We start from the raw sequence: 25,718 nt of genomic DNA, 5'->3' as shown, positions 1-25,718 counted from the left end.
CCAATCTCCCGTACTGGAACACACTGATGCGGAACCCCCCCCCCCCCCCCCCCCTCCCCTCCCCCCCCCCCCCCCCCCCCCCCACGGTCGCGTTCCCCACTCCCGTCAGAGACCGTCGGTGTAGAGGAGACGGTTCGGGGAGCCGGCGCTGATGGGGAACACGGTGTCCTTGGTGGTCTGCTCGGTGAGCCAGTCGGCCACCTCCTCCGGGGTGGCGGACGGGTACGTCTCCTTGTAGAGGGCCGCGGCCCCGGCGACATGGGGGCTGGCCATGGAGGTGCCGTTCAGCGCGACGGAACCGCCGCCGAGCCGGGCGGAGACGATGGCGACGCCGGGGGCGTAGGTCTCCAGACACGTGCCGCGGTTGCTGAACCGGGCCTCCTGGTCCTCGCTGTCGGTCGCGCCGACGGTGTAGACGCCCGAGGCGCGGGCGGGGGAGACACCGCAGGCGTCCACCGCGTCGTTGCCCGCCGCGACGACGGGCAGCACGCCCTGCGCCGCGACGGCGTTGACCGCCGTGTCGACGGCGCTGGACGAGGGGCCGCCGAGAGAGGCGTTGAGGACCGCGGGCTGCCTGGCGTTCTTGGCCACCCAGTCGAAGCCCGCGATGACCCCGGCCCAGGTGCCATTGCCCTTGCAGCCGAGCGTACGGACGCTGACGAGCGAGGCGGCACGGGCCACGCCATAGGTGGCGCCGCCGGTGGTGCCCGCCACATGGGTGCCGTGACCGTTGCAGTCCTGGCCCACACGCCCGTCGCCGACCGCGTCGAAGCCGACGGTGGCACGCCCGCCGAACTCGCTGTGCGCGGTCTCGATCCCGGTGTCGACGATGTACGCCGTGACGCCCTTGCCGGTGCCGGCCACCGTGAACTCCCCGTCGAGCGGCAGCCTCCGCTGGTCGATCCGGTCCAGCCCCCAGCTCAGCGCGGGTGCCCGGTCCCGCGCGGCACCGGCCTGTTCCGGCCCCGCCTGCTCGGCCCGCCACTGGCCCGGCCGCGTCGACGTCGGGCTGACGGTGACCCGGCTGTTCTCCTCGATGGCCCGGACGGCGGGCAGCGCGCGTACCTGGGACAGCTGGGCCGCGGAGAAGGCGGCGGTGAATCCGTGCAGGACCTTCTCGTACGTGAACAGGGGGGAGAGGCCGAACTGCCGCAGGACGGTGGCCGGCGAGAACCCGGACTTGAGGGTGACGATGTACTGACCGGGGACCGCGTTGGAGGAACGCTCGACCGGGACGAGGCTCTCCCGGGGGACGGCCGTGGCGTCGCCGCCGCTGGTGCCGCTGATCAGGGGGGCGAGCAGCAGAACGGCGGCGGATGCCCAGCGCGCGCTGAGACGCATACATGCTCCTTGGATGACGGGAACCGCTCGCGGTCGGAGTGGACCCGCGAGGTATGAACACCCGTCCTTCGTCCACAACACACGGGCCGCTTGAGCGATGACCACCGGATGGAGCAAGAACACCTGCCCGGTGCCGCCCGGTGCCGCCCGGTGGCGCCCGGTGGCGCCCGGCCGGCGGTCCGTCAGACGGCGGCCCCGCCGGGTCCCCCGGTCGTCATGTCGATCAGCCGGCAGACCGTCTCGATGTCCGACCTCACCTGCGCGGTCGTGGCCCGGCCCGAGAGCCAGGTGATCAGGGCCGCGTGCCAGGTGTGCTCGACGACGCGTACGGCGGCGAGCTGCTCGGGCGTCGGGCCCTGCGGACCGACGGACGGGCCCATCGCGTCGAGGATGATCGCCGTCGTCCGTCCGATGACCCGGTCCACCTCGTCGCGCACCCCCCGGTCCGCGAACGTCAGCGCCCGTACCATCGCGTCGGCGAGATACGGATCCCGCTGGAGCGCGCGGAAGGCCCGCAGCAGCGTCTCGGCCACCCGCTCCGCGGGACTGTCGCTCGCGGGCGGCCTCTTGCGCAGTGTGGTGTGCAGACGCTCCAGCTGATCCTGCATCGTCGCGACCAGCAGATGGACCTTCGAGGGGAAGTAGCGGTAGAGCGTCCCGAGCGCGACCCCGGCCTCCTCGGCGACCTCGCGCATCTGCACGGCGTCGAAACCGCCCCGGCAGGCGAGCAGCGTGGTGGCGTCCAGGATCCGGCGGCGCCGGGCTTCCTGGCGGCGCGTCAGCGGGGGTGACGCCGGTTTGATCTCCGCTGCCATCTGTCCCACTCCATTGAACGCGTCCGCTGAACGCGTCCGCATGCTTCGCCGCCTCCGGACCGCACAGCATGGCAGACACCCGCCGTGGCACGAATCACCTGCTCGGGCGGGTGCCGCGACGCTACTTGCCGGTAGATTCGAAGCCGTGGACGAACAACTCTGAAACTTGTTCTAGATTGTGGACAGCGGTTACGCTCCGGCGAAAACGCGGAGAGCGCAGTGAGACAGGGGGCCGAGAGTGACCGCTGAGGCCATAGAGGCGGGCACAGGACCGGGACCCCGGGGCGGAGATGACCGTCCGTCGGAGAGCGGCGGCGACCGGCCCCTGCGGATCGCCCTCCTCAGTTACAAGGGAAACCCGTTCTGCGGCGGCCAGGGCGTCTACGTCCGGCACCTGTCCCGTGAACTCGCCCGTCTCGGACACAGCGTCGAGGTCATCGGCGCCCAGCCGTATCCCGTGCTCGACGAGGGCATACCGCTCACGGAACTGCCCAGTCTCGATCTCTACCGGCAGCCCGATCCGTTCCGCACGCCGGGGCGCGACGAGTTCCGCGACTGGATCGACGCCCTCGAAGTCGCCACGATGTGGACCGGCGGCTTCCCGGAGCCGCTGACGTTCTCGCTCCGGGCCAGGCGCCATCTGGCCGCCCGCGCCGGGCAGTTCGATGTCGTCCACGACAATCAGACGCTCGGTTACGGACTCCTCGGAAACCTCGGCGCCCCTCTGGTCACCACCATCCACCACCCCATCACCGTCGACCGGCGGCTGGATCTGGACGCGGCCGGGAACTGGCGGCGCCGGGCCTCCGTACGCCGCTGGTACGGCTTCACCCGGATGCAGAAGCGCGTCGCTCGGCGGCTGCCCTCGGTGCTCACCGTCTCCGGCTCCTCCAAGCAGGAGATCACCGACCATCTCGGGGTACGGGCCGACCGTATCGAGGTCGTCCACATCGGCGCCGACACGGAGCTGTTCTCACCGGACCCGGCCGTGCCCGAGATCCCGGGCCGGATCGTCACCACCTCCAGCGCGGACGTCCCCCTCAAGGGCCTCGTCCATCTCATCGAGGCCCTCGCCAAGCTCCGCACCGAACACCCCGGTGCCCACCTGGTCGTGGTCGGCAGACGGGCCGAGGACGGCCCGGTCGCGCAGGCCATCGAACGGTACGGGCTCGAAGGCGCCGTCGAGTTCGTCAAGGGCGTCTCCGACGCCGAGCTGGTCGATCTGGTCCGCGGCGCGCGGATCGCGTGCGTACCTTCCCTGTACGAGGGGTTCTCGCTGCCCGCCGCCGAGGCGATGGCCACCGGCACCCCGCTCGTCGCCACCACCGGCGGCGCGATCCCCGAGGTCGCGGGCGTGGACGGGGAGACCTGCCTGGCCGTGCCCCCGGGCGACGCGGGCGCGCTGGCCCACGCCCTCGGCCGGCTGCTCGACGACCCGGAACTGCGCGCCAGACTGGGCGCGGCCGGCCGTGAGCGGGTGCTGGCCCGCTTCACCTGGGCCAGGGCCGCGCAGGGCACGGCCGAGCTGTACCGCGCGGCGATCGCGCACTCCCCGAAAGCCGGCTCCCCGGAAGCCCGCTCGTCGAACGCCCGCCCCTCGAAAGCCGGCTCCTCGAACGCGGGCCCTTCGGCCGCCCGCCCCTCCGACCGCGAAAGCAGGACGACCCAGTGCTGACCGTGGACTTCACCCGCTTCCCGCTCGCCGCGGGTGACCGTGTGCTCGATCTGGGGTGCGGCGCGGGCCGGCACGCCTTCGAGTGCTACCGGCGCGGCGCCCAGGTCGTGGCCCTCGACCGGAACGGCGAGGAGATCCGCGAGGTCGCCCGGTGGTTCGCCGCGATGAAGGAGGCGGGGGAGGCCCCCGAGGGCGCCACCGCCACCGCGATGGAGGGCGACGCGCTCCAGCTGCCGTTCCCCGACGCCTCCTTCGACGTCGTCATCATCTCCGAGGTCATGGAGCACATCCCGGACGACAAGGGAGTCCTGGCGGAGATGGCGCGTGTGCTGCGTCCCGGCGGACGGATCGCGGTGACCGTGCCCCGGTACGGCCCGGAGAAGGTGTGCTGGGCGCTCTCGGACGCGTACCACGAGGTCGAGGGCGGCCACATCCGTATCTACAAGGCCGATGAACTGCTCGGCAGGATGCGGGAGGCCGGACTCAAGCCGTACGGCACCCACCACGCGCACGCGCTGCACGCGCCGTACTGGTGGCTCAAGTGCGCGTTCGGGGTCGGCAACGACACGGCGCTGCCCGTCCGCGCGTACCACAAGCTGCTGGTCTGGGACATCATGAAGAAGCCCCTCGCGACCCGGCTCACCGAACAACTGCTCAACCCCGTCGTGGGGAAGAGTTTCGTGGCCTACGCGACCAAGCCGCATCTGCCGGCCGCGTCCGCGGCGGCCGCCAAGTGACGTTGGCCGGCCGTGGCCCCGGCGCCACGGAACACCTCGTCCTGCCCGGAGTGCTCACCGCCGAGCAGGCCACCGAGACGGTCGCGGGCATCCTGGCGGCGCAGCGTCCTGACGGGGCGATCCCGTGGTTCCGCGGACATCACCTCGACCCCTGGGACCACACCGAGGCGGCCATGGCACTGGACGCCGCGGACGAACCCGAGGCGGCGGCGCGGGCGTACGAATGGCTGGCCAGGAACCAGAACGAGGACGGCTCCTGGTACGCGGCGTACGCCGACAGCACGCCGTACGCCGACAGCGCGTCATACGCCGGTACCGCGGCCATGCCGCCCGGCGACCGGGGCCGCGAGACCAACTTCTGCGCCTACGTGGCCGTCGGCATCTGGCACCACTACCTGGCCACCGGCGACGACGCGTTCCTCGACCGGATGTGGCCCGTCGTCCACGCGGCGATCGAGTTCGTCCTCGCACTCCAGCAGCCCGGCGGCCAGATCGGCTGGAAGCGCGAGGCGGACGGCACGGCCGTCGACGACGCGCTGCTGACCGGGTGTTCCTCCGTGCACCAGGCGCTGCGCTGCGCGCTCGCGATCGCCGAGGAACGCGAAGAGCCGCAGCCGGACTGGGAGTTGGCGACGGGCGCGCTGCGGCACGCGATACGCGACCACCCCGAGCGGTTCCTCGACAAGAGCGCCTACTCGATGGACTGGTACTACCCCGTGCTCGGCGGCGCGGTGACGGGGGCGCGGGCCACCGCTCGGATAGCGGCGGACTGGGACCGCTTCGTCGTACCGGGCCTGGGGGTGCGCTGTGTGCTGCCCAACGCCTGGGTGACCGGCGGCGAGAGCTGTGAACTCGCCCTGGCGCTCTGGGTGATGGGCGAGTCCGACCGGGCGCTTGAGGTCCTCCAGTCGATCCAGCATCTGCGCGCCGACGGCGGGATGTACTGGACGGGGTACGTGTTCGAGGGCCACCGGGCCTTCTGGCCCGAGGAACTCACCACCTGGACGGCGGGGTCGCTGCTGCTCGCGGTGGCCGCCCTGGGAGGAGACGAGGCGACCACCGCGGTGTTCGGCGGCGAACGGCTGCCGCTCGGCCTGGAGCCGGACTGCTGCCGCTGACCGGCCGCCGCCGGCCGGTGACTGATCAGAGCCGGCGCAGCCGGCCCGCGATGCCGTGGCCGACGAGCAGATAGACGACCGCGGCGAGACCGTAGCCGCAGACGACGCGCGCCCAGGCCTCGTTGAAGGTGAACAGATCGTAGGACCAGCCGGCGAGCCAGCGTGCCGCGCCCTGGATGAAGTCCACCAGGTCGTTGGCGCGGTTGGCGTCCAGCAGGAACATCAGGATCCAGAGGCCCAGAATAAAGGCCATGATGTCCGCGACGACGATGATGATCGTCGCCACGGAGCCGCTTCCACTGCGATGTCGTGTGGCCATGTCAACCGTGTTACCGGTCGGGCGCCGCGGAAACCCGCCGATTCGTGGGACGGTCGCATACGACGACGGCCCCCCACCGGAAGGCGGGGGGCCGTCGTCGTACCGCTGGGACGCCGTGGCGCGTGATCAGCCGCGCTGTATGCCGGACGTGTCCTGGAGGACTCCGCGCCGGCCGTCCTGCGTCTGGGCCACCAGACCGGGACCGCGCTGCTCGACCGCGAGGTACCAGGTGCCGGGGGCGAGCTCGGCGATCGGGGACGGCGAGCCGTCCTCACCGAACAGCGGGCGGGCCACCGGTACGGCGAACCAGAACGGCGAGAAGTCACCGGCGGGAGCGGCGCCGCCCTGCGACGGGCCGCCCTGCTGCGGCGCGGCGGCGGGCTGGCCCGCCTGGGAGCCGTACGGCTGCGGCTGGCCCTGCGTACCGTAGGGCTGCTGGCCGGCCGGGTAGCCGTAGCCCTGTCCGGGGATGCCCGGCTGCCCGCCGTACGGCTGCGGGGTCGCCGGCTTCGGGGCGCCGATGAGGGCGACCTTCAGGGCCGGGACGACCGGCGTGGCGACGGCGGCGCCCGCCAGGACCAGCGCGGCGATGAAGCCGAGGATCAGACCGCTGCCCGCGCTGCCGTCACCGAGCAGGTACCAGAGACCCGTCCAGGCCGCGAAGACCGACAGGGCGACACCGAACTGACCGAGGTCGAGTCCCACGACCTTCCGCGGCTGGGGCAGCGCGCGGGCGGTGACGATCAGTGCCGCGGCGATGACCCCGGCCAGATGGATGCTCATCACGACGCCCAGCAAGTCCCAGGCATTCACGCCAGTGCTGAAGCTGGACTCGTAGAAATTGAGGAACGAGGCGATGAAGAGCAACACCGCTGCTCCGATCACCACGCCGTCGCCTCGAGTGAGGGAGCGGATGTTCACGTGAAAAGTCCTTCGTCTGTCGTCAAGGTCGGGGCGGTCGTCGCGGCCGCCGGTCCGGCGGTACACGGTGCGAAGCTCGGGGGCGGCTCCCTATCGTACGGATGAATGTATCGTCTCCCCGTTCCGGGCGTCTGCCGGGTATCGGGGGCCGGTATACGCCCGTTACGCGGGTCCGTGAGCGGAGTTCACCCCTCCTGTCTCTCGTACACCGCCCGTTTCATCGCTCCCGTTCGTCTCGCCCGCTCGCTCCTCCTGTCGCCACTGTTGTCAGTTCCTGTGGTCCTTCTTGAGGAAGCCGCGGATTCCGTCCGCCAGCCCCTGTGCCGCCTTCTGCCGCCATTCCGCGTCGGTGAGCAGCTCGGCGTCCGACGCATCGCGCATATTGCCGCATTCGATGAAGACCTTGGGCACGGCCGACAGATTCAGCCCGCCGAGGTCCGCGCGTACGTCGAGGCCCGTGCCCTCGCCCAGATAGTTGGCGGGGGCGCTGCCGGTCTCGCGGACGAAATCGCCCACGATGTGTTCGCCGAGATCGCGCGAGGGGCCCACGATGGCCGTGGTGTCCGCTCCTCCGCCCTTGACCAGGGCGGGGAGGATGACATGGAATCCGCGATTGCCGGAAGCCGATCCGTCCGCGTGGACGGAGATCGCGGCATCGGCCTTCGCGGTGTTTCCGATCCGGGCGCGCTCATCGACACACGGGCCGAAAGGACGTTCGTCGTCGTGGGTGAAGATGACCCTCGCGCCCGCTTTTTCGAGCAGATCACGCAGACGGTGGGAGACATCGAGGGTGAACTCGGCTTCGGGGTAGCCGGCGTCGGTCGAGGTGCCGGTGGTGTCGCATTCTTTGCTGGTTGTTCCGATATCCACCGGCTCATTGATCTCGGCGGTGTGGTCGCGATTGCGTGGATTATGACCGGGGTCGATGACCACGACCTTGCCCGCGAGCGGCCGGGCGGGGGCGGAGGGCTCGGCCGGGACGGTGCCACCGGGGACGTCGTCGTCGCGCGTGGCACCGGAGGCGGAGGAGGGGGCGGGCGTGCTCGCCGCGGAGGATGAGGCGGCGACGCCGGCCGCCGACGCGGCGTCCGGGCCGTCCGGGCCGCTCATCCCCTGCCAGACGAGCCACCCCGCCACGGCGGTCGGCACCAGTGCGGCGACCGCGAGGGTGAGGGTGCTCCGGCCGGAACGGCCGCGGGTGGGCTGCTGACTCTCGTCGTACGACACCGTCGCGATGGTAGACCGTCGGGCGATCGGGCCGTGGCGGAAGACACGGGCCGACGGCGCGGTCGCCCGGACCGTCCCCCGATCGCCGGACGCTCCGGTGCGTGGGCCCACGAGCGGGGTGCGACGGTCAGCCGCCCGGCGCCGTACGGCGCAGGACGCGCAGCGAGTCGGTCGCGGACACCTCGGTGAACGCGCCGGAGGCCAGGGCCCGGAGATAGACACGGTACGGGGCCTGCCCGCCGGCCGCCGGGTCCGGGAACACGTCGTGGATGACGAGCAGCCCGCCCTCGACGAGACGGGGGGCCCAGCCCTCGTAGTCCCCGTTGGCGTGTTCGTCGGTGTGGCCGCCGTCGATGAAGACGAGTCCGAGCCGACCGCCCCAGACCTTCGCCACCTGCGGCGAACGGCCGACGACCGCGATCACCGAGTCCTCCAGGTCCGCCGCCAGGAGCGTGCGGCGGAACGCCGGGAGCGTGTCCATCAGGCCGGTGTCCGGATCGACGACGGACGGGTCGTGGTACTCCCAGCCGACCTGCTGCTCCTCGCTGCCGCGATGGTGGTCGACGGTGACCGCGACCGTACCGGCCTCGCGCGCGGCGGCGGCCAGCAGGAGGGTGGAGCGCCCGCAGTAGGTGCCGATCTCCAGGAGCGGCAGCCCGAGGGCGCCCGCCTCGGTGGCCGCCGCGTAGAGGGCGAGCCCCTCGTGGACGGGCATGAACCCCTTGGCGGCCTCGAAGGCCGCGAGGATCTTCGGCGCGGGTGCCGGGGGCATCGGCTCTCCTCGTGCTGGTGCGATGGACGGTGCGAACCGGGGTACGGAGCGTGGCACGCACCGTGATGCGAACCGTGGTACGGAACGTGGTCGCCCATGCTGCCGTACACCCCCGGCCCGCCGGCTGCCGGGGGTGAGGGCGGGTCAGGGGGCGACGGTGGTACGGCGCTCCCGCGCGCCCTGCCCGAGCACCAGGTCGACATCGACCGGCACGCCGTCGCCGGGATACTCCGCGGGGAGCGCGTGCGGCGCGTACCCCGTGGCCGTTCCGGCCAGCACGTACCGTCCGGCGGACGGGGGCAGCAGCGTGTAGCGCCCCTCCGCGTCGGCGGTGGCCCGGCCCGCCTGCCGGCCCCGGGGGTCGATGAGCGTCACGTTCGCGCGCGCGACCGGCGCACCGTCCGTGTCCACCACCCGCCCGCGGAACCCGCCCGACCCGGCGACCAGCGTGGGCCGCGTGGCCGGGTCGGCGCCGGCCGCCAGGGGCCGCTGTTCCGGGGACTGCCGCGCGGACCGCTGCGCCGAGGCCCGTGACGGCAGGAACGCGGCCAGCACCAGGCCGACGATCACCGCGCCCGTCGCGATGAGGAACGAGATACGGAATCCGTCCATGCTGGGGACCGCGACGCCACCCGTCCGGATCGACGTGTGCGCCAGCACCATGCCGATCACCGCGCTCGACACCGAGGTGCCGATGGAGCGCATCAGGGTGTTCAGACCATTGGCCGCGCCGGTCTCCGACGGGTCGACGGCGCCGATGATCAGGGCGGGGAGCGAGGAGTACGCGAGTCCGATCCCGGCGCCCACGACGACCGAGATGACGATGGTCTGCCAGGCCGCGTTCATCAGGCCGAGGCCCGCTCCGTACCCGATCCCGATGATCAGCATGCCGAGCATCAGCGACACCTTGGGGCCGCGCCGGGCGGAGATCCGGGCGTAGACGGGCGCGGTGAACATCATCGTCAGACCGAGCGGCGCCACGCACAGACCGGCCACCACCATCGACTGGCCCAGTCCGTAGCCGGTGGAGGCGGGCAGCTGGAGCAGCTGGGGAAGGACGAGCGAGATCGCGTAGAAGGCGACTCCGACCATGATCGAGGCGAGGTTGGTGAGCAGCACCTCACGCCGGGCGGTGGTGCGCAGATCGACCAGCGGGGCGGCGCTCCGCAGCTCCATCACGCCCCACAGCAGCAGGATGGCCACCGCCAGGCCGAACAGCCCGAGTGTGGTCGGTGAACCCCAGCCCCAGTCGCTGCCCTTGGTGATCGGCAGCAGGAGCGAGACGAGTCCGGCGGACAGCCCGATCGCGCCGAGCCAGTCGAAGGTGCCGTTGGCCCGTACCGAGGACTCCGGTACGTACCGGACGGTCAGCAGCATCGACAGCACGCCGAGCCCGGCCGCGCCGAAGAACAGCGCGTGCCAGTCGGCGTTCTGGGCGACCAGGGCCGCGGCGGGCAGCGCGAGTCCGCCGCCGACGCCTATGGACGAGCTCATCAGCGCCATCGCCGAGCCGAGCTTCTCGCGCGGCAGCTCGTCGCGCATGATGCCGATGCCGAGGGGTATCGCGCCCATCGCGAAGCCCTGGAGCGCCCTGCCGACGATCATGATGACCAGGTCGTCGGTGAATCCGCAGATCAGCGAGCCGACCACCATGACGGCAAGGCTGGCGAGCAGCATCCGCCGCTTGCCGAAGAGATCGCCGAGCCGCCCCATGATCGGGGTGGAGACGGCGCCGGCGAGCAGCGTCGCGGTCATGACCCAGGTGGCGTTGGCGGGTGCCGTGTGGAGCAGGACGGGCAGGTCCTTGATGACGGGCACGAGCAGGGTCTGCATCACCGCGACGGTGATGCCCGCGAAGGCGAGGACGGGAACGATCCCGCCGGCCTCGCGGGGCGACGGATCCGGGAGCTCCCCGGCGTACTGATCGGTCGTCGTCTGTGGCATACGTGTGTCCTCCGGGCAGGAAGTAAGGGCAGCTGGGCGGGCAGCTGTGATGTGCGTGACAGGCGGCTGTGGGTGCGAGACCGCAAGTGGATGCAGGATGAAACCTTCCATCCGGCCGCGATATTCCGGCGAACGCGATGCGAACGGCGCCGGAAGACGACTCCGGTCCATTCCCCCGCTTTTCTGACGCTCCGTCACAAACGAGACACGCGCCCCCTGCTCTGCCCTGGGCGAATCTGCCACGGGCCGAGAACCCTTGGGCGGGCACTCCGCGGGACCGAGAGTGGGACGACCGCGGTCACCACACCGGCCGCGCCGCCCGACGACCTACGGAGGACCGATGCCCGCACTCCTCACCGGTGGGAACCCCGCCCTCGACCCACGGGCCACCGCCGACGACACGCCTCCGACCCGGTTCGACGACCAGCTGGCGGACCGGCTGCTGACGCAGCGGATCGTCTTCCTCGGCACCCAGGTGGACGAGGTCTCCGCGAACCGCGTCTGCGCCCAGCTGCTCCTGCTGTCGGCGGAGGACCCGCGTACCGACATCAGCCTCTGCATCAACAGTCCCGGCGGCTCCGTGACGGCGGGGCTCGCGATCTACGACACGATGCGGCTGATCCCCAACGACGTCTCGACCCTCGCCATGGGCTTCGCCGCCAGCATGGGCCAGTTCCTGCTGAGCGTCGGGGAGCGGGGCAAGCGGTACGCGCTGCCGAACGCGCGGATCATGATGCACCAGCCGTCGTCCGGCATCGGCGGGACGGCCGCCGATATCGCCATCCAGGCCGAGAACCTCGAATTCACGAAGAGGGCCATCGAGCGGATCACCGCGGAGCACACCGGCCAGACCGAGGAGACGATCTCCCGCGACGGCGACCGCGACCGGTGGTTCACGGCCGAGCAGGCGCGGGAGTACGGGATGGTCGACCGGGTGGTCGAGTCGCTCGACGACATACGCCCGGCCGGTTCGCGGCGACGGATCGGACTCTGAGATGAGCCGGTACACGAGCGGGAGCCGGCACGCGGTGGAGATGAGCCAGTACACGATCCCGACCGTCGTGGAGCGCACCCCGCAGGGGGAGCGGGCGTACGACATCTACAGCCGGCTGCTCTCCGAGCGGGTCATCTTCCTCGGCACCGAGATCGACGACGGCGTCGCCAACGTGGTCATCGCCCAGCTCCTCCACCTGGAGTCGGCGAGCCCGGAGCGCGAGATCGCGATCTACATCAACTCGCCGGGCGGCTCGGTCACCTCGCTCATGGCGATCTACGACACGATGACCTTCGTCGGCGCGCCGATCTCGACGTTCTGCGTCGGCCAGGCCGCCTCCACCGCGGCGGTGCTGCTCGCGGGCGGCGACCCCGGGCGGCGGTTCGTCCTGGAGCACGCCCGGGTGCTGCTGGGGCAGCCGGCGAGCGCCGGCCGGCAGGGGACGGTCTCGGACCTCGGTCTCCAGGCGAAGGAGATGCTCAGGATCCGCTCGGAGATCGAGGAGGTGCTCTCCCGGCACACCCGCCACGACCCCGCGACCCTCCGCGCCGACATGGACCGCGACAAGGTCTTCACCGCGCACGAGGCGGTGGCGTACGGGCTGGCCGACGAGGTCCTGAGCAGGCGGGTCGTGCCGGTCCCGGCCGCGTAGGGAGCGTCAGGCGGCGAGGAGACGTGCCTCGTACGACACCGGGCCGCCCCGTCCCGTGCCCCGCGCCCCGGGCCGCCCCGGCTGCCCCGGCAGCCCCGGCCGCTCCTGGCCGAGGGGGGCCGGACCGATCCGGGTCTGATGGGGATGGGCTCGGCGGGTGTGCCTCCCGCCGAGCCGGGTCAGTTCGCCATGGCTCAGGGCGAGCAGATCGGCCAGCCCGAGGCCGAGCGCGCGGGCGGCGGCCGCGAGGACTTCCGACGAAGCCTCCTTGCGGCCCCGCTCCAGCTCGGAGAGGTACGGCATCGAGATCCTGGCCGCCTCGGCGACATCCTTGAGCGTGCGCTTCTGGGCGAGGCGCTCGCGCCGCAGCACGTCACCCACGAGGTCCCGCCACAGCGGCTCTCTGGGTTCCCCGGTCCGCGCGGGCGGCGAGGCGGCGCCGTCCGGGGCCGGCGCGGCAGCCGCCGCCACCGGGCGCAGGGGAATGACGCGGGCTTGGTCGGTCGCGTGGCTGCTCACCTTCCCCAGGGTGGAGGAGGGGCGCGCCCGACGGGAAGAGAACGGCGTTCCGCCTTCGGCGAATTCGCGGAATTCGCCGAAATCGGGGAGACGGGGGAGACCAGGGAGGCCGGGGAGGCCTGGCGTCCGCGGAGACCGGGGCGTCCGTGGGCGCGGCACGGGCCGGGGGCCTACGCCGAAATCCCGATGTACGGACCGTTCGACGCCTGCGACCATGACCGCCATGGTCCGAGCCCCCGCAGAAACCGACACCGTCCACATATCCGCGCCCGCGGGACCGCCCCGTACCTGGGCCGTGCTGCTCGCCGCCTGCGCCGGGCAGTTCCTCGTCGTCCTCGACGTCTCCGTGGTGAATGTCGCCCTGCCGTCGATGCGCGCGGACCTCGGGCTCTCCGGCACCGGGCTGCAGTGGGTGCTCAACGCCTACTCGATCGCGTTCGCCGGATTCATGCTGCTCGGCGGGCGGGCCGCCGATCTCTTCGGCCGCAAGGCGATGTTCCTGACCGGGCTCACGGTGTTCACCCTGGCGTCCCTCGCGGGCGGACTCGCCCAGGAGGGCTGGCAGTTGCTCGCCGCCCGCGCCGTACAGGGGCTCGGCGCGGCCGTACTGGCGCCCGCGACGCTCACCATCCTGACGTCCGCCGTACCGGAAGGCGTCGCCAGGACCCGGGCCATAGGGACCTGGTCGGCGGTCGGCGCGGGCGGTGGCGCGGCCGGCGGGCTCGTCGGGGGAGTCCTCACCGACCTGCTGTCCTGGCGCTGGGTGCTGCTGATCAACGTGCCGGTCGGGGTGCTGGTCCTGGCGTGCGCGGCGCTCTGGCTGACCGAGTCCCGTACGGAGCGGGTACGGCGCCTCGATCTGCCCGGCGCGGTGCTGGTCACGGCCGGGCTCGCCACGGTCGCGTACGGCATCGTGCAGACCGAGGAGCAGGGCTGGGGCGCGGCGGCGACGCTGCTGCCGCTGCTCGGCGGAGCGCTGCTGCTCGGCGCGTTCGTGGCAGTGGAGGCGCGGGCGAAGGCGCCCCTGATGCCGCTCGGGCTGTTCCGGGTACGGGCCGTGTCCGCCGCCAACGCGGCGATGTTCGTCTGTGGCGCGGCGTCGTTCGCGATGTGGTTCTTCATGACGGTCTACGCCCAGAACGTGCTGGGATACACGCCGTTGGACGCCGGGCTCGCGCTCATCCCCAGCTCGCTGAGCATCGTGCTCGGCTCGAAGCTGGCGCCCCGGCTGATGCCACGGGTCGGTGCCCGGAATCTGGCGGTGCTCGGCACGCTGATGGCGGTGGCGGGGTTCGGCTGGCAGTCCACGATGACCGCCGACGGAACGTATCTCACGTCGATCCTCGGCCCCGGCCTCCTGATGATGACCGGCATGGGGCTGGCCTCCACCCCGCTGGCCGCGCTGGCGACGACCGGCGCGGCGGCCGACGACGCGGGACTCGTCTCCGGCCTGATCAACACCTCCCGGACGATGGGCGGCGCGCTCGGCCTGGCGGTCCTCTCCACGGTGGCGGCGTCGCGTACGGCGGGCGGCACGAGCCCGGAAGCGCTGACCGAGGGGTACGCGCTGGCGTTCAGGACGGGCAGCGGGGTGTTGCTGGCGGGTGTCGTTCTGATGGTGCTGTGGCTGCCGCGCGGCTCCTCGAAGCCGTGACACCGGCACGACCTGCGACGCCGAACCCGGACACGGGAAAGGCCCGCGCGGGTCCGCCCGGCTACAGCCAGCCCTGCCCGTGGGCCGTGCGGACGGCCTCCATGCGGTTGCGGGTGCCGGTCTTGCCGATGGCCGACGAGAGATAGTTCCGTACGGTCGACTCGGAGAGCCGCAGCCGGTCCGCGATATCGGCGACCGTCGCCCCGTCCACGGCCGCGTTCAGCACATCCCGCTCCCGCGCCGTGAGCGGGCTCGGCCCCGCGCTCAGCGCGGCGGCGGCCAGGGCGGGATCGATGACGGTCTCGCCGGTCAGCACCCGCCGGATCGCGGCGGCCAGTTCCTCCACCGGGCCGTCCTTGACGAGAAAACCGGCGGCCCCCGCGTCCATGGCCCGCCGCAGATAGCCGGGTCTGCCGAAGGTGGTCAGGATCAGGACCCGGCAGTCGGGCACCTCGTCGCGCAGCTCCGCAGCCGCGTCGAGACCGCTGAGTCCGGGCAGTTCGATGTCCAGCAGCGCCACATCGGGCCGGGAGACGAGCGCGGCGTCCACGATGGCGTCGCCCCGCCCGACCTGCGCGACCACCTCGATGTCCGGCTCCATGCCGAGCAGCAGGGCGAGGGCGCCGCGCATCATGCCCTGGTCCTCGGCGAGGAGGACGCGTACGCACGTGGTGGGTCTGTGGTCCCGCGGCATCTCCGTCACCAGCACAGCGTAGGGCGGGGCGGACGATGCCACGGGCCCCGGAGCGCCGAGTCCCCGGAGCGCGGGGTCCCCGGCCGCTACGGGCAGCCGGGCAGCTGCTGAGGAGTGCTGGACCGGGACGGGACGCTCACCACTCCGGGTACGCCGTGTCACGCACGCGTCCGGCGGCGGACGCGGCGCCGACCGGGAGTTCGGCCGTCACGCGGAAACCCTGCCCCACCGGGTCCTTCGCCCCCGTACCGGCCCCGGCCCCCGGGCCCGCCCCCGCGCCCGCCCCCGCGCCCGCCACCGGGCCCGCCACCGGGCCCGCTTCGAGTGAGCCGCCGGCCGCCGCGAGACGCTCGGTCAGGCCCTTCAGCCCCGTACCGCCGTACGGAACGGAGTCCTCGGCCGCCCCGGTCCGTATGGCCGCCCCGGTCCCCCCGGCCGCCCCCGCGCCGTCGTCCGTGACCGTCAGCCGTATCCGCTCCGGCGAGCCGTCCACCGTGATCAGGCACCGGGTCGCGGCGCTGTGCCGTACGGCGTTGGTGACGGCCTCCCGTACGACCCAGCCGAGCAGCACCTCGGCCCATGGCTCCAGCGGCGGCCCCGACTGCCGTACGACCGGCTCGATCCCGGCGGCGGCCAGCGCCGAGCGCGCCCGGTCCAGATCCGTGGCGAGACTGCCCTCGCGATAGCCGGTGACGGCCTCCCTGACCTCGGTCAGCGCCTGCCGCCCGACGGACTCGATGTCGGAGACCTGCCCCAGGGCCGCGGCCAGATCGCGCGGCGCCACCCGGCGCGCGGCCTCCGCCTTGACCACGATCACGGAGAGGGTGTGGCCCAGCAGATCGTGCAGATCGCGCGAGAAGCGGAGCCGCTCCCGCTCCACCGCCGAACGGGCCAGCTCCTGGCGGGTGTCGCGCAGTTGGACGACGGTCTCGGACAGGGTGAGGATCGCGGCCGTCACCATCATCGAGATGAACGTCCCGTACGCGACGCTGACCGCGCCCCACCCGTCGTGGTACGCGGCGACGCCCCCGGCCGCGGCGGTCAGCGGGAGCCCCACCAGAGCGAGAGCCCGGCCGCGCAGCACGCTGCCGCAGGCGAGCCCGAACAGCGGCAGGAAGAGCAGCCAGCTGCCGCCGTACGCGCCGGCCAGCCCGAAGGTCATCAGCCCCATCGCCACGAGCGTCCAGCGGGTGGCGCGGCTGTCCCGCGCCGCCCGGTCGAAGGACCTGAACACCACGGAGACATAAAGGGAGTTGAAGACGAGCAGGCCGATGGCGCCGAACCACGGGTTGGGCGTCTCGCCGCGGATGAGGTTGGAGAAGGAGCCGAGCCCCAGCAGCAGCCACGGCAGCATCGCGTAGCCGCTGGGCGGTCCCGGCCGCCTGTCTCGGTCCTGTGGGCCCGGCCGCCCGCACCGGTCCCGTGCCGGCTTCACGCGGTCCTCGCCGACCTGCGGTACGAATACACCGCGTACGAGCCGAAGACGAGGAACCAGCCCGCGAGCACCGCGACCGTCATCCCGTCCGGGGCCGCGCCCCGCGTGGTGGACCAGCCCAGGTCGGCGAAGCGGTTGGCGGGCGTGTACTCCGCGACCGTCCGCAGCCAGCCGGGGAAGGCCTCGACGGGGAACCAGAGCCCGCCGACCACGGACAGGAGCATCAGACAGCCCACGTTCACCACCCCGGTCGTCTGCGCGGTGAGCCGGTAGCCGTTTCCGATGCCGAGCAGGGTGAAGGGAAGTGCGCCGGCCCACAACAGCACGACCAGGGCGGCCCATTCCCACAGCGCGAGCCGTACGCCGTTGACCAGACCGCCCACGGCCAGTACGGAGAGCAGCGCGGGCAGGACGGTCACCGAACCGGCCATCGCCCGGCCCAGCACCACCTGGCGGGGCGGCATCGGGGTGACGCGCAACTGGCGCAGCCAGCCGAGCGACTTGTCCTCGGCGATCCCGGTGCCCGTACCGACGGCCGCGCCCAGCGCGCCGTACGCGGCCATGCCGACCATGGAGGCGGTCTTCCAGGCCATGTCGTCCGGGCCGGCACCACCGCCGATGTTGGTGAAGAGCAGATACATGAGCACCGGCATGCCGGTGCCGAAGATGATGAAGCCGGGATCGCGCAGCGTACGGCGGACTTCGAGCTTGAAGTACTCCAGCACGGCGGGCATCACAGGCCGTCCTTCATGTGGTCCTCGGTGTCCTGGACGTCCCGCGTCGTGTGCGTCAGCGTGAGGAAGGCGTCCTCCAGGGTGGCCGGGGCGACTTCGAGGCGGCGGATCGCGTCGAGTCCGGCGAGCGCGACGACGGTCGCGTCCGAGTCGTCCGTACGGAGCCGGGCGCGGCCCGCGCGTATCTCGGCCGAGACGACGCCGGGCAGGCGCGTCAGCTCCGCCGTGAAGCCCTCCGGCAGGTCGAAGGCGACGAGATGGCCGCCGACCGAGGACTTGATCAGCTCGCTGGTGCCGTCGGCGACGATCCTGCCGTGGTCGATGACGACGATCCGGTCGGCGTTGTCGTCGGCCTCCTCCAGATAGTGCGTGGAGAAGAGCACGGTGTTGCCGCGGTCCGCGTAGGCGCGCATGGACGCCCAGAAGGCGCGGCGGGCCTCCACGTCCAGGGCGGCGGTGGGCTCGTCGAGGACGAGCAGCTCGGGGCCGCCTGCCAGCGCGACCGCGAACCTGACCCGTTGCAGCTGACCGCCGGAGAGCTTGTCGACGCGGCGGCCGGCGAGATCCGTGAGCCCGGCGAGGCCGAGCGACTCGGCGAGGGGCAGGGGGCGCGGGTAGGTGCTGGCGACGAACGTGAGCAGCTCCCGCACGGTCACCCGCCGGATCGGCCGGCCGTCCTGGAGCATCGCCCCGACCCGTCCGGCCGTGACGGCGCGCGAGGGCGCCCCGCCGAAGAGGCGCACCGTCCCGGCGTCCGGCTCGTCGAGGCCGAGGAGCAGCCCGATGGCGGTGGACTTGCCCGCGCCGTTGCGGCCGAGCAGCGCGACGGCCTCGCCTCGCGGCACACCGAGATCGATGCCGTCCACGGCCCGGACCGCGCCGAAGGTCTTGACGACACCGGTGAAGCTCACGGCGTCCGCCGGGCCGCCGGGCCGCGCGGGCACGGGCCCTGCGGTCGCGGGCCCTGCGGCCGCGAGGTGTGCGGCCGTGGGAGGTGAGGCCGCGCGGCGCGTGTCCGTGTCCGGGCTGTCTGTCGCCGGAGTACCGGCTGTCTGGCTCATGCCCATGACGCTACGGACCCGGCCCGGAGCCCGACAGATGCGTGTGTACGAACTCACGCGGTACAAATGTCCCGGCCCCATGAGGAGAGGCCGCCACGGACGTGCCGTGGCGGCCTCTCCTCAGGTGCGGACGTTCAGACCGTTCAGGCCGCTTCAGGCCGCGTAGCTGCTCTGTTCCGGGCGGCGGTGACGGCCGTGGACGGGGGATGCCGAGTCCTCCGTCGATGCCGCACCTCCCCGGTGCTTTCCGTGTGTTCCGACACCGCCGGTGTCGCCCCGGTCGGCGACCGCCGTTCCCTGCGGACGCTCCTGGGACGTGTCGGTTCGGGCTTCAGACATGTGGGAAGTCACCCCGTCGTGATCGCTTCTTGTGTGACGCAGGGCTCCGGCCGCCCCGTACCGCCACGACAGCGTTACGGTCACGCGTCCGCATCACCGTCACCGACACATCCGGTCGGTACGGCCGCGAAGCCCCGGCCGAAAGTCTATCCAGGTGCCACACGGCCGGTGAGGGGAGCCTGCTGGAGCGGCACCGGCCTGCACATCACAGGAGTACGGGGGGCGTTGGGCGGTTCCCCGTCCGGCGATTCCGCTTGTGCCGGTTCTGTGATCAGTTCGGGATCCGGGCCAGGACCGGGACACGGGCCCGCGTCCTGGCCCGGATCCTGGGGGCCGTCCGGTACGGGAAGCAGCACATCGACGGGGGCGTCGAGGCGCGCCACTCCGCACGGCACCGCCTTTGTGGCGTACGGCAGTTGGAGCACGGCGTCCCGGGTCCACACCCCGGACCCGGGCAACCACCCCTCGGGCGCCCGGCGTTGATGCAACCGCCTCCCCGCCGGCCGCCACACCCCGAGCCAGCTGCCCGCCGCCCCGTCGATCCGCAGCGCCACCGCGCAGCTCTCCGGCATCAGCACCTGCCCCGGCTGCACGGCGAACGGCGTCACCGCGCAGTCCGCGGGCCGCAGGCACTCGGGGAACCGCACCGGCCGTTGGCTCCCCAGGACACCCCACCCCAGCCGGTCGTGGCCCGGCGCGTCCGAGCGGATCAGCAGCAGTCCGCTGTCGGCGTCCGCCAGCAGCAGCCGGTCATTGCTCTCCTCGGTGATCTGGAGCAGCGGGGTCACCTCGCCGCCCCGCCCCAGATCGACGGCGACGGCCTTCACCACGCCGTCCGTCTCCCGGTCGAGGGCCAGTATCCGGCCCGTACGGTCCAGCCAGACACCGCCCGAGCAGCGGCCGGGCACCTCGGCGACCCGCTCGGGGCCGAAGGCGCCGCCCGCCACCAGCCAGACCGTGGTGGTGCGCGGGCCGGCCGACAGGGCGTACGCGCAGCGGCCGTCCGGCGCGGGCGGGAGCAGTGTCAGCCCGGCGTGCTCGTCCGTACGGCCGACCGCGCCGACCGGCAGCTGCCCCGTACCGGGGCCGGTGGGGTAGAGCAGCGAGAAGTCGTGCCGGTCCGCGACCAGCCGGCGGATGAGCACCCTGCCGTCGGCCAGCGGCAGCACGTCGGTGTCGGGGTCCTCGGGCTGGTCGAGGGGGAGGGGCACGGCGTACGGCTCGGGTCCGTCGAGAGTCCACCGCTCCGGGAACCACGCGTCGCCCTGCGCGGCCGGACCGCCCGGACGGGGCGCGCCGCGCGTCAGCCGCGCCGCGTAGGCGCCGTCCGCCGTGATCGCGAACTCCGGTCGGCGTACCGCGGGGCGCGGGCCGCCAGGACCGCCCCTTCCGCTCGGGCCGCCAGGGCCGCCAGGACCGCCAGAACCCCCGGGCCCACCAGGCCCTCTTGGACCCTCGGGACCCTCCGGACCTCCCGGGCGGCTCGGCCGCGTCCCGTCCGCCGCGTCCGTTCCGTCCGTTCCGCTCCCGCCCTCGGGATCCGTGGTCGCCGTGGTCGCCGTAGTAGCCGTCTCGATAGCACAGGCCGTCATCGGTCTGTCACCTCCGGCGAAGAAGCTAGTTTTCGTACTTCCTGCCGAACAATGCGAGACCTCGCACTTCACACATAAGGGTGGCCATCGCGCGATTCCACTGAAAGCGCGGGGGTGGGTGTGCTGCCCGGGACGGCGGTGCTTAAAGTAAGGCACGCCTTACCAACCCCGCTCGAACCCGTCTGTATCTCACCGAGCACCGCCCCCAGGAGCATCAAGATGTCCATAAGACGCCGTGGCACAGCCGCCGTCGTCGCTCTCGCCGCCGCGCTCTCCCTCGCGGCCTGCGGCAGCGGCGACTCCTCCGACAGTGGCTCCGCCGCGTCGGACGGAGGCGACAAGAAGGCCGCCGTCGCCACGGGCGGCAAGGACTTCGCCGCCGCGGCCAAGAAGACGGCCGGCTACGGGACCGACGCGAAGCCGGGGCAGTTCCCGCGCACCATCACCCACGCCATGGGCACGACGGAGCTGAAGAAGCGCCCCGAGCGGGTCGTCGTCCTGGACGTAGGCGAGTTCGACAACGTCGTCTCCCTCGGCCTGAAGCCCGTCGGGTACGCGCCGACCGAGGGCGACGAGGGCATCCCCAGCTATCTGCGGAAGGGCGCGGGCACCCCCGCGAACGTCGGCACGATCAACAACCTCAACCTGGAGGCGATCGCCGGACTGAAGCCCGACCTCATCCTCGGCAGCCAGCTGCGCGCCGCCGACAAGTACAAGGCGCTCGCGGAGATCGCCCCGACCGTCTTCTCCATCCGCCCCGGCTTCACCTGGAAGGAGAACTACCTCCTCAACGCCCAGGCGCTGGACCGCACCGCCGAGGCGAAGGCCGCGCTCGCCGCGTACGAGAAGAAGGCAGCCGCGCTCGGCACGGAGATCGGCCCCGACAAGCCGGCCGTCTCGATGGTCCGCTACATGCCGGACCGGCTGCGGCTGTACGCGAAGGCGTCCTTCATCGGCACGATCCTCGACGATGTCGGTCTGCCGCGGCCGGAGAACCAGCGGATCTACGATCTGGCCGCGGAGATCAGCCCGGAGAAGATCGACGACGCCGACGCCGACTGGATCTTCACGGGCGTGTACGGCGACCCGGAGAAGACCCAGCGGGACACCGCGCGCTCCAACCCGCTGTGGAAGAACCTGAAGGCGGTCAAGGAGGGCCGGGCCAAGGACGTCAAGGACGAGACCTGGTACCTGGGCCTGGGCGTGACGGCGGCCGGACAGGTCCTCGACGACCTGCGCGGCTACCTCGTCAAGTAGCGGGCCCCGTCGCGGCGATCCGGTGCGCGCGCCGGGCGGGGACACCCCCGCCCGGCCCCCGCCCGGCCCCCGCGCCGCCCCCGCGCCGCCCCCTCCCGGACCCCCGTGCCGCCCCTGCCGGGGTCCCCGCGCCGTCCCCTCCCGGACCCCCGTGCCGCCCCCGTCCGGCGGTATCCACAGCCATGGTGGGTGGGACACCTGGGGCAGGTAGCCTTTGCACCGTGCCCCCTGCCCCCTCAGCCGTCCCCGCCGACGCTCCCTCCGCGCCCCGTCTGGCGGATGTCCTCGCCGCGCTCGACGCCCTCTGGCCGCCCGAGCGGGCCGAGCAGTGGGACGCCGTCGGCACCGTCTGCGGTGACCCCGGCGCCACGGTCACCCGGGTCCTGTTCGCGGTCGACCCCGTCCAGGAGATCGCCGACGAAGCGGTACGGCTCGGCGCCGAGCTGATCGTCACCCACCACCCGCTCTATCTGCGCGGTACGACGACGGTCGCGGCCTCCACGTTCAAGGGGCGCGTCGTGCACACCCTCATCAAGCACGACATCGCGCTGCACGTCGCGCACACCAACGCCGACACCGCCGACCCCGGTGTCTCCGACGCCCTCGCCGGCGCGCTCGACCTGCGGGTCGTACGGCCGCTCGTACCCGATCCCACGGACCCCGCCGGACGGCGCGGCCTCGGCAGGATCTGCGAGCTGGACCGCCCCGCGACCCTCCGCGACTTCGCCGCACGCGTCGCGCACCGGCTGCCCGGCACCGCCCAGGGCATCCGGATCGCGGGTGACCCGGACGCGCCCGTCCGTACGGTCGCCGTCAGCGGCGGTTCGGGCGACAGCCTCTTCGACCAGGTCAGAGCGGCGGGTGTGGACGCGTTCCTCACCGCCGACCTGCGCCACCACCCGGTCTCCGAGGCCACCCAGCACAGCGCCCTCGGGCTGGTCGACGCCGCGCACTGGGCCACCGAATGGCCCTGGTGCGAGCAGGCCGCCGCGCAGCTCGACGAGATCTCCGACCGTCATGGCTGGGACCTGCGGGTCCATGTCTCGAAGACGGTCACCGACCCCTGGTCAGCCCACCACTCCTCCGACTCCTCAGGAGCCCCCAACTGAACGCCGCGCCCGCCGACCAGATCCGACTCCTCGACGTCCAGGCCCTCGACGTACGACTGTCGCAGCTCGCCCACAAGCGCACCGCGCTGGCCGAGCACGCCGAGATCGAGTCGCTCACCAAGGACCTCGCCCAGCTGCGCGACCTGCTCGTCGCCTCGACGACCGAGGAGAGCGACACCGCCCGCGAGCAGACCAAGGCCGAGCAGGACGTCGACCAGGTGCGCCAGCGCGCCGTACGCGACCAGCAGCGCCTGGACTCCGGTGCGATCACCTCGCCCAAGGACCTGGAGAGCCTCCAGCGCGAGATCGTCTCCCTCGCCAAGCGGCAGGGGGATCTGGAGGACGTCGTCCTCGAAGTCATGGAGCGCCGCGAGTCCGCGCAGGAGCGGGTCGCCGAACTGACGGAACGTGTCTCCTCCGTGGAGGCCAAGGCCGAGGACGCCGCCGCTCGCCGGGACGCCGCCGTCGCGGAGTTCGACCGCGAGGCCGCGACGGTGACGAAGGAGCGCGAGGTCGTCGCCGCCTCCGTACCGGCCGACCTGCTCAAGCTGTACGAGAAGCTGCGCGTCCAGCAGGGCGGCGTCGGCGCGGCCCGGCTGTTCCGGCGCCGCTGCGAGGGCTGCCAGCTGGAGCTGAACATCACCGAGGTGAACGAGGTCAAGGCGGCCGCCCCCGACGCCGTGCTGCGGTGCGAGAACTGCCGCCGCATTCTGGTGCGCACCGCCGATTCAGGTCTGTGATGCGGCAGTTGATCGTCGAGGCGGACGGAGGTTCCCGGGGCAACCCGGGGCCCGCCGGGTACGGCGCGGTCGTCCTCGACGGCCCGACCGGCGAGCCGCTCGCCGAGGCCGCCGAGTACATCGGTGTCGCGACGAACAACGTCGCCGAGTACAAGGGCCTGATCGCCGGGCTGAAGGCCGCGAAGGCGCTGGACCCGGCCGCCGACGTCCGGGTCCGGATGGACTCCAGGCTCGTCGTCGAGCAGATGTCGGGGCGCTGGCAGATCAAGCACCCGGACATGAAGCCGCTGGCGGCCGAGGCGGCGCGGATCTTCCCCGCGGGACAGGTCACCTTCGAGTGGATCCCGCGCGAGCGGAACAAGCACGCGGACCGGCTGGCCAACGAGGCGATGGACGCGGGCAGGGACGGCGGCCAGTGGGACGCGTCGGCGTCCACGGCGGCGCTGGACGCGAGCGCGGCACGGGCGGCGGCGTCTTCCGCGCCTGCCTCGGCCGTGTCCTCCGGTTCCGCCGCGCCTTCGAGTTCCGCGTCCGTGGGCTGGGGATCCTCCGCCGACCTCGGCGCCCCCGTCACCTTCGTCCTGCTGCGGCACGGCGAGACCGCGCTCACCCCCGAGAAGCGCTTCTCCGGCAGCGGCGGCGGCGATCCGGAGCTGTCGGCGGCCGGCCGCCGACAGGCCGAGGCCGTCGCCGCGTCGCTGGCCGCGCGCGGCACCATCCAGGAGATCGTCTCCTCACCGCTCAGGCGCTGCCGCGAGACGGCGGGGGCCGTGGCGTCCCTGGTCGGCCTTGAGGTCACCGTCGAAGAGGGCCTGCGCGAGACGGACTTCGGCGCCTGGGAGGGGCTGACGTTCGCGGAGGTACGGGAGCGGTACGCCGACGATCTGAGCGCCTGGCTCGCCTCACCCGATGTCGCGCCGACCGGTGGCGGCGAGAGCTTCACGGCCGTGGGCCGGCGCGTGGCGGCCGTCCGCGACCGGCTGCTGGAGCGGTACCGGGGCAGGACGGTCCTGGTGGTCACGCATGTCACCCCGGTGAAGACCCTGGTACGACTGGCTCTCGGCGCACCGCCGGAGTCCCTGTTCCGGATGGAGCTGTCGGCGGCGTCGCTGTCGGCGGTGGCGTATTACGCCGACGGCAACGCGTCGGTGCGGCTTCTGAACGACACGTCGCATCTGCGCTGACGCCGTGGGCGAGGATCGCGGCGCACGCTCACGGGAGTTACGTGTGGATCTGGAGCGAACATGACGGGAGTTCCTGTCCTCGCGGCGGACGGCGCGACGGTCGCGCTGGGCGACACCACGCTGCTCGCGCCCACGACGTTCGCGGTGATGCCGGGCGAGTTCTGGTGTGTCACCGGCGGCAACGGCTCGGGGAAGACCACTCTCCTCCGTGCCTTCCTGGGCACTCGGAGCCTGACGGCCGGTTCGTGTGCGGGGAGGGGCGAACCCGCCGACATGGCGAAGCCCGCGCACCGACGTCTCGTGGCGTCGCTCGTCGAACAGATCCCCGTCGCCCGGGACATGACGCTGCGCGAGCAGGTGACGCTGAGCTGACCTTGGTACCGCTGTTCGGTGAGCGGTGGGGCGGGACGCTCGCCCGCACGCCGGCCTGGCCGGTCGTCGCCGTAGCGGCCGGAGCCTGCCTGGGAGGCGGCCTCGCGATCAGCACCCCGATCAGCACCCCGATCAGCACCCAGTGGCCACTTCAGAGCGGGCGGCCGGTGAACGCGGTCCTCCTCTTCGCGGGGTCGCTGGTGCTGGTGCTGGTGCCAGGTTCCTGCGCGAGATGAAGCTGCGGCTGCCGCTCGAACTGCTCCTTGCGGTCATCACGCCACTCGGCGACCTCTCCGGGCCGCGCATCGTGGCGTGGCAGTTCGACGGGGTCCTCGTCGTGGTGATCGGCATCGCCGTGATGGACGCCGTCCCGTCCGCGCCGGACGGGATGGGCGCACCGGGGACTGCTCTCGCGGCTCAGCCGGGCGTAGGCCTGGTCGTGGTGGTCCCCGGGCGGACGGGCGGACGGGCACGGCACGGTCCAGTGGAGCCGTCCAGTGGCAGAGTCGACCG

25 protein-coding genes are annotated in these 25,718 nt (G+C 72.6%); 11 read left to right on the top strand and 14 right to left on the bottom strand.

Translation table 11 applies throughout. The features are described 5' to 3' along the window. Positions 1–105: 105 nt before the first annotated feature. Entirely contained in the window at positions 106–1,341 is a 1,236-nt protein-coding gene (locus ACZ7LS_RS02000) for a S8 family peptidase (RefSeq protein WP_385130034.1), read from the bottom strand. A gap of 182 nt (positions 1,342–1,523) precedes the next feature. Further along, positions 1,524–2,156, bottom strand: coding sequence for a TetR family transcriptional regulator (locus ACZ7LS_RS01995; RefSeq protein ID WP_385130036.1), 633 nt, complete (start codon positions 2,154–2,156; stop codon positions 1,524–1,526). A gap of 238 nt (positions 2,157–2,394) precedes the next feature. Between ACZ7LS_RS01995 and ACZ7LS_RS01990 the strand changes: the two genes are divergently transcribed. From ACZ7LS_RS01990 to ACZ7LS_RS01980, 3 genes are read left to right on the top strand one after another with little or no spacing between them, the layout of a single operon-like run. Further along, positions 2,395–3,831 carry a glycosyltransferase family 4 protein gene (locus ACZ7LS_RS01990; protein ID WP_385130038.1) on the top strand — a complete coding sequence of 479 codons (1,437 nt, stop codon included), beginning with the start codon at positions 2,395–2,397 and terminating at the stop codon, positions 3,829–3,831. Then, positions 3,825–4,568 (top strand): class I SAM-dependent methyltransferase, encoded by a 744-nt coding sequence (locus tag ACZ7LS_RS01985; RefSeq protein ID WP_382878117.1) that lies wholly within the window; start codon positions 3,825–3,827, stop codon positions 4,566–4,568. Before ACZ7LS_RS01990 ends, ACZ7LS_RS01985 begins: the two co-directional genes overlap by 7 nt. Before the next feature lie 2 nt (positions 4,569–4,570). Further along, a complete protein-coding gene (locus ACZ7LS_RS01980) occupies positions 4,571–5,686 on the top strand; it encodes a prenyltransferase (protein WP_385130184.1) in 1,116 nt (371 codons plus the stop codon). A 25-nt stretch (positions 5,687–5,711) separates the two neighbouring features. Here ACZ7LS_RS01980 and ACZ7LS_RS01975 read toward each other — a convergent pair whose 3' ends face one another. The 5 genes from ACZ7LS_RS01975 to ACZ7LS_RS01955 all read right to left on the bottom strand — a co-directional run bounded on the left by ACZ7LS_RS01975 (position 5,712) and on the right by ACZ7LS_RS01955 (position 10,869). Then, entirely contained in the window at positions 5,712–6,005 is a 294-nt protein-coding gene (locus ACZ7LS_RS01975; RefSeq protein WP_356506783.1) for a hypothetical protein, read from the bottom strand. 126 nt (positions 6,006–6,131) lie between these two features. Continuing rightward, positions 6,132–6,926: a hypothetical protein gene (locus ACZ7LS_RS01970; protein WP_382664267.1), complete on the bottom strand. Its 795-nt coding sequence runs from the start codon at positions 6,924–6,926 to the stop codon at positions 6,132–6,134. Between the two features lie 267 nt (positions 6,927–7,193). Continuing rightward, positions 7,194–8,153, bottom strand: coding sequence for an N-acetylmuramoyl-L-alanine amidase (locus ACZ7LS_RS01965; protein WP_385130041.1), 960 nt, complete (start codon positions 8,151–8,153; stop codon positions 7,194–7,196). A 127-nt stretch (positions 8,154–8,280) separates the two neighbouring features. Beyond that, a complete protein-coding gene (locus ACZ7LS_RS01960) occupies positions 8,281–8,925 on the bottom strand; it encodes a class I SAM-dependent methyltransferase (RefSeq protein WP_385130043.1) in 645 nt (214 codons plus the stop codon). A gap of 144 nt (positions 8,926–9,069) precedes the next feature. Further along, complete coding sequence (locus ACZ7LS_RS01955) at positions 9,070–10,869, bottom strand: MFS transporter (RefSeq protein ID WP_382875208.1); 1,800 nt, start codon at positions 10,867–10,869, stop codon at positions 9,070–9,072. A 340-nt stretch (positions 10,870–11,209) separates the two neighbouring features. On the opposite strand from ACZ7LS_RS01955, the gene ACZ7LS_RS01950 reads away from it, so the two are divergent. Both ACZ7LS_RS01950 and ACZ7LS_RS01945 read left to right on the top strand, forming a co-directional pair. Then, positions 11,210–11,863, top strand: coding sequence for a ClpP family protease (locus ACZ7LS_RS01950; RefSeq protein ID WP_382875210.1), 654 nt, complete (start codon positions 11,210–11,212; stop codon positions 11,861–11,863). Between the two features lie 40 nt (positions 11,864–11,903). Continuing rightward, positions 11,904–12,515, top strand: coding sequence for a ClpP family protease (locus ACZ7LS_RS01945; RefSeq protein ID WP_382518790.1), 612 nt, complete (start codon positions 11,904–11,906; stop codon positions 12,513–12,515). A gap of 6 nt (positions 12,516–12,521) precedes the next feature. On the opposite strand, the gene ACZ7LS_RS01940 is transcribed toward ACZ7LS_RS01945, so the two are convergent. Then, positions 12,522–13,034, bottom strand: coding sequence for a helix-turn-helix domain-containing protein (locus tag ACZ7LS_RS01940; protein WP_382518425.1), 513 nt, complete (start codon positions 13,032–13,034; stop codon positions 12,522–12,524). Between the two features lie 214 nt (positions 13,035–13,248). On the opposite strand from ACZ7LS_RS01940, the gene ACZ7LS_RS01935 reads away from it, so the two are divergent. Further along, entirely contained in the window at positions 13,249–14,688 is a 1,440-nt protein-coding gene (locus ACZ7LS_RS01935) for an MFS transporter (protein ID WP_382518427.1), read from the top strand. 61 nt (positions 14,689–14,749) lie between these two features. Here the strand turns inward: ACZ7LS_RS01935 and ACZ7LS_RS01930 are convergent, their stop codons facing one another. The 5 genes from ACZ7LS_RS01930 to ACZ7LS_RS01910 all read right to left on the bottom strand — a co-directional run bounded on the left by ACZ7LS_RS01930 (position 14,750) and on the right by ACZ7LS_RS01910 (position 20,543). Beyond that, a complete protein-coding gene (locus ACZ7LS_RS01930; protein ID WP_385130186.1) occupies positions 14,750–15,382 on the bottom strand; it encodes a response regulator in 633 nt (210 codons plus the stop codon). Positions 15,383–15,518: 136 nt separating this feature from the next. After that, complete coding sequence (locus tag ACZ7LS_RS01925) at positions 15,519–16,736, bottom strand: sensor histidine kinase (protein ID WP_385130046.1); 1,218 nt, start codon at positions 16,734–16,736, stop codon at positions 15,519–15,521. Between the two features lie 77 nt (positions 16,737–16,813). Continuing rightward, positions 16,814–17,551 carry an ABC transporter permease gene (locus tag ACZ7LS_RS01920; protein WP_385130048.1) on the bottom strand — a complete coding sequence of 246 codons (738 nt, stop codon included), beginning with the start codon at positions 17,549–17,551 and terminating at the stop codon, positions 16,814–16,816. Beyond that, a complete protein-coding gene (locus tag ACZ7LS_RS01915; protein ID WP_382518798.1) occupies positions 17,551–18,462 on the bottom strand; it encodes an ABC transporter ATP-binding protein in 912 nt (303 codons plus the stop codon). Before ACZ7LS_RS01915 ends, ACZ7LS_RS01920 begins: the two co-directional genes overlap by 1 nt. 635 nt (positions 18,463–19,097) lie before the next feature. Beyond that, positions 19,098–20,543: a hypothetical protein gene (locus tag ACZ7LS_RS01910; protein ID WP_385130050.1), complete on the bottom strand. Its 1,446-nt coding sequence runs from the start codon at positions 20,541–20,543 to the stop codon at positions 19,098–19,100. A gap of 219 nt (positions 20,544–20,762) precedes the next feature. Between ACZ7LS_RS01910 and ACZ7LS_RS01905 the strand changes: the two genes are divergently transcribed. The 5 genes from ACZ7LS_RS01905 (at position 20,763) to ACZ7LS_RS01885 (ending at position 25,205) form a co-directional block, all read left to right on the top strand. Beyond that, positions 20,763–21,800 carry an ABC transporter substrate-binding protein gene (locus tag ACZ7LS_RS01905; RefSeq protein ID WP_385130052.1) on the top strand — a complete coding sequence of 346 codons (1,038 nt, stop codon included), beginning with the start codon at positions 20,763–20,765 and terminating at the stop codon, positions 21,798–21,800. A gap of 221 nt (positions 21,801–22,021) precedes the next feature. Beyond that, positions 22,022–22,909: a Nif3-like dinuclear metal center hexameric protein gene (locus ACZ7LS_RS01900; protein ID WP_382518436.1), complete on the top strand. Its 888-nt coding sequence runs from the start codon at positions 22,022–22,024 to the stop codon at positions 22,907–22,909. Then, the gene (locus ACZ7LS_RS01895; protein WP_382518801.1) at positions 22,906–23,649 is read left to right on the top strand and encodes a zinc ribbon domain-containing protein; all 744 of its coding nucleotides are present in this window, start codon (positions 22,906–22,908) and stop codon (positions 23,647–23,649) included. Before ACZ7LS_RS01900 ends, ACZ7LS_RS01895 begins: the two co-directional genes overlap by 4 nt. Further along, on the top strand, positions 23,649–24,833 hold the full coding sequence (locus ACZ7LS_RS01890) for a bifunctional RNase H/acid phosphatase (RefSeq protein WP_382873972.1): 1,185 nt from the start codon (positions 23,649–23,651) through the stop codon (positions 24,831–24,833). Before ACZ7LS_RS01895 ends, ACZ7LS_RS01890 begins: the two co-directional genes overlap by 1 nt. A 60-nt stretch (positions 24,834–24,893) precedes the next feature. Next, entirely contained in the window at positions 24,894–25,205 is a 312-nt protein-coding gene (locus tag ACZ7LS_RS01885; protein WP_385130055.1) for an ABC transporter ATP-binding protein, read from the top strand. Positions 25,206–25,356: 151 nt separating this feature from the next. On the opposite strand, the gene ACZ7LS_RS01880 is transcribed toward ACZ7LS_RS01885, so the two are convergent. Beyond that, positions 25,357–25,683, bottom strand: a complete 327-nt coding sequence (locus tag ACZ7LS_RS01880; protein WP_385130057.1) for a hypothetical protein — start codon at positions 25,681–25,683, stop codon at positions 25,357–25,359. Between the last annotated feature and the right edge of the window lie 35 nt (positions 25,684–25,718).

It is taken from the genome of Streptomyces sp. NPDC039430 (assembly GCF_055639435.1).
The sequence above is the reverse complement of the archived record's forward strand: the minus strand, read 5'-3'. Positions and strand labels throughout refer to the sequence as shown.

Excerpts from the sequence above, each read along its gene's own strand:
- ACZ7LS_RS02000 (WP_385130034.1), bottom strand. The coding sequence starts at position 1,341 with ATGCGTCTCAGCGCGCGCTGGGCATCCGCCGCCGTTCTGCTGCTCGCC.
- ACZ7LS_RS01995 (WP_385130036.1), bottom strand. The coding sequence starts at position 2,156 with ATGGCAGCGGAGATCAAACCGGCGTCACCCCCGCTGACGCGCCGCCAG.
- ACZ7LS_RS01975 (WP_356506783.1), bottom strand. The coding sequence starts at position 6,005 with ATGGCCACACGACATCGCAGTGGAAGCGGCTCCGTGGCGACGATCATC.
- ACZ7LS_RS01960 (WP_385130043.1), bottom strand. The coding sequence starts at position 8,925 with ATGCCCCCGGCACCCGCGCCGAAGATCCTCGCGGCCTTCGAGGCCGCC.
- ACZ7LS_RS01955 (WP_382875208.1), bottom strand. The coding sequence starts at position 10,869 with ATGCCACAGACGACGACCGATCAGTACGCCGGGGAGCTCCCGGATCCG.
- ACZ7LS_RS01950 (WP_382875210.1), top strand. The coding sequence starts at position 11,210 with ATGCCCGCACTCCTCACCGGTGGGAACCCCGCCCTCGACCCACGGGCC.
- ACZ7LS_RS01945 (WP_382518790.1), top strand. The coding sequence starts at position 11,904 with ATGAGCCAGTACACGATCCCGACCGTCGTGGAGCGCACCCCGCAGGGG.
- ACZ7LS_RS01935 (WP_382518427.1), top strand. The coding sequence starts at position 13,249 with ATGACCGCCATGGTCCGAGCCCCCGCAGAAACCGACACCGTCCACATA.
- ACZ7LS_RS01930 (WP_385130186.1), bottom strand. The coding sequence starts at position 15,382 with ATGCCGCGGGACCACAGACCCACCACGTGCGTACGCGTCCTCCTCGCC.
- ACZ7LS_RS01925 (WP_385130046.1), bottom strand. The coding sequence starts at position 16,736 with ATGCTGCCGTGGCTGCTGCTGGGGCTCGGCTCCTTCTCCAACCTCATC.
- ACZ7LS_RS01920 (WP_385130048.1), bottom strand. The coding sequence starts at position 17,551 with ATGCCCGCCGTGCTGGAGTACTTCAAGCTCGAAGTCCGCCGTACGCTG.
- ACZ7LS_RS01910 (WP_385130050.1), bottom strand. The coding sequence starts at position 20,543 with ATGACGGCCTGTGCTATCGAGACGGCTACTACGGCGACCACGGCGACC.
- ACZ7LS_RS01905 (WP_385130052.1), top strand. The coding sequence starts at position 20,763 with ATGTCCATAAGACGCCGTGGCACAGCCGCCGTCGTCGCTCTCGCCGCC.
- ACZ7LS_RS01890 (WP_382873972.1), top strand. The coding sequence starts at position 23,649 with ATGCGGCAGTTGATCGTCGAGGCGGACGGAGGTTCCCGGGGCAACCCG.
- ACZ7LS_RS01885 (WP_385130055.1), top strand. The coding sequence starts at position 24,894 with ATGACGGGAGTTCCTGTCCTCGCGGCGGACGGCGCGACGGTCGCGCTG.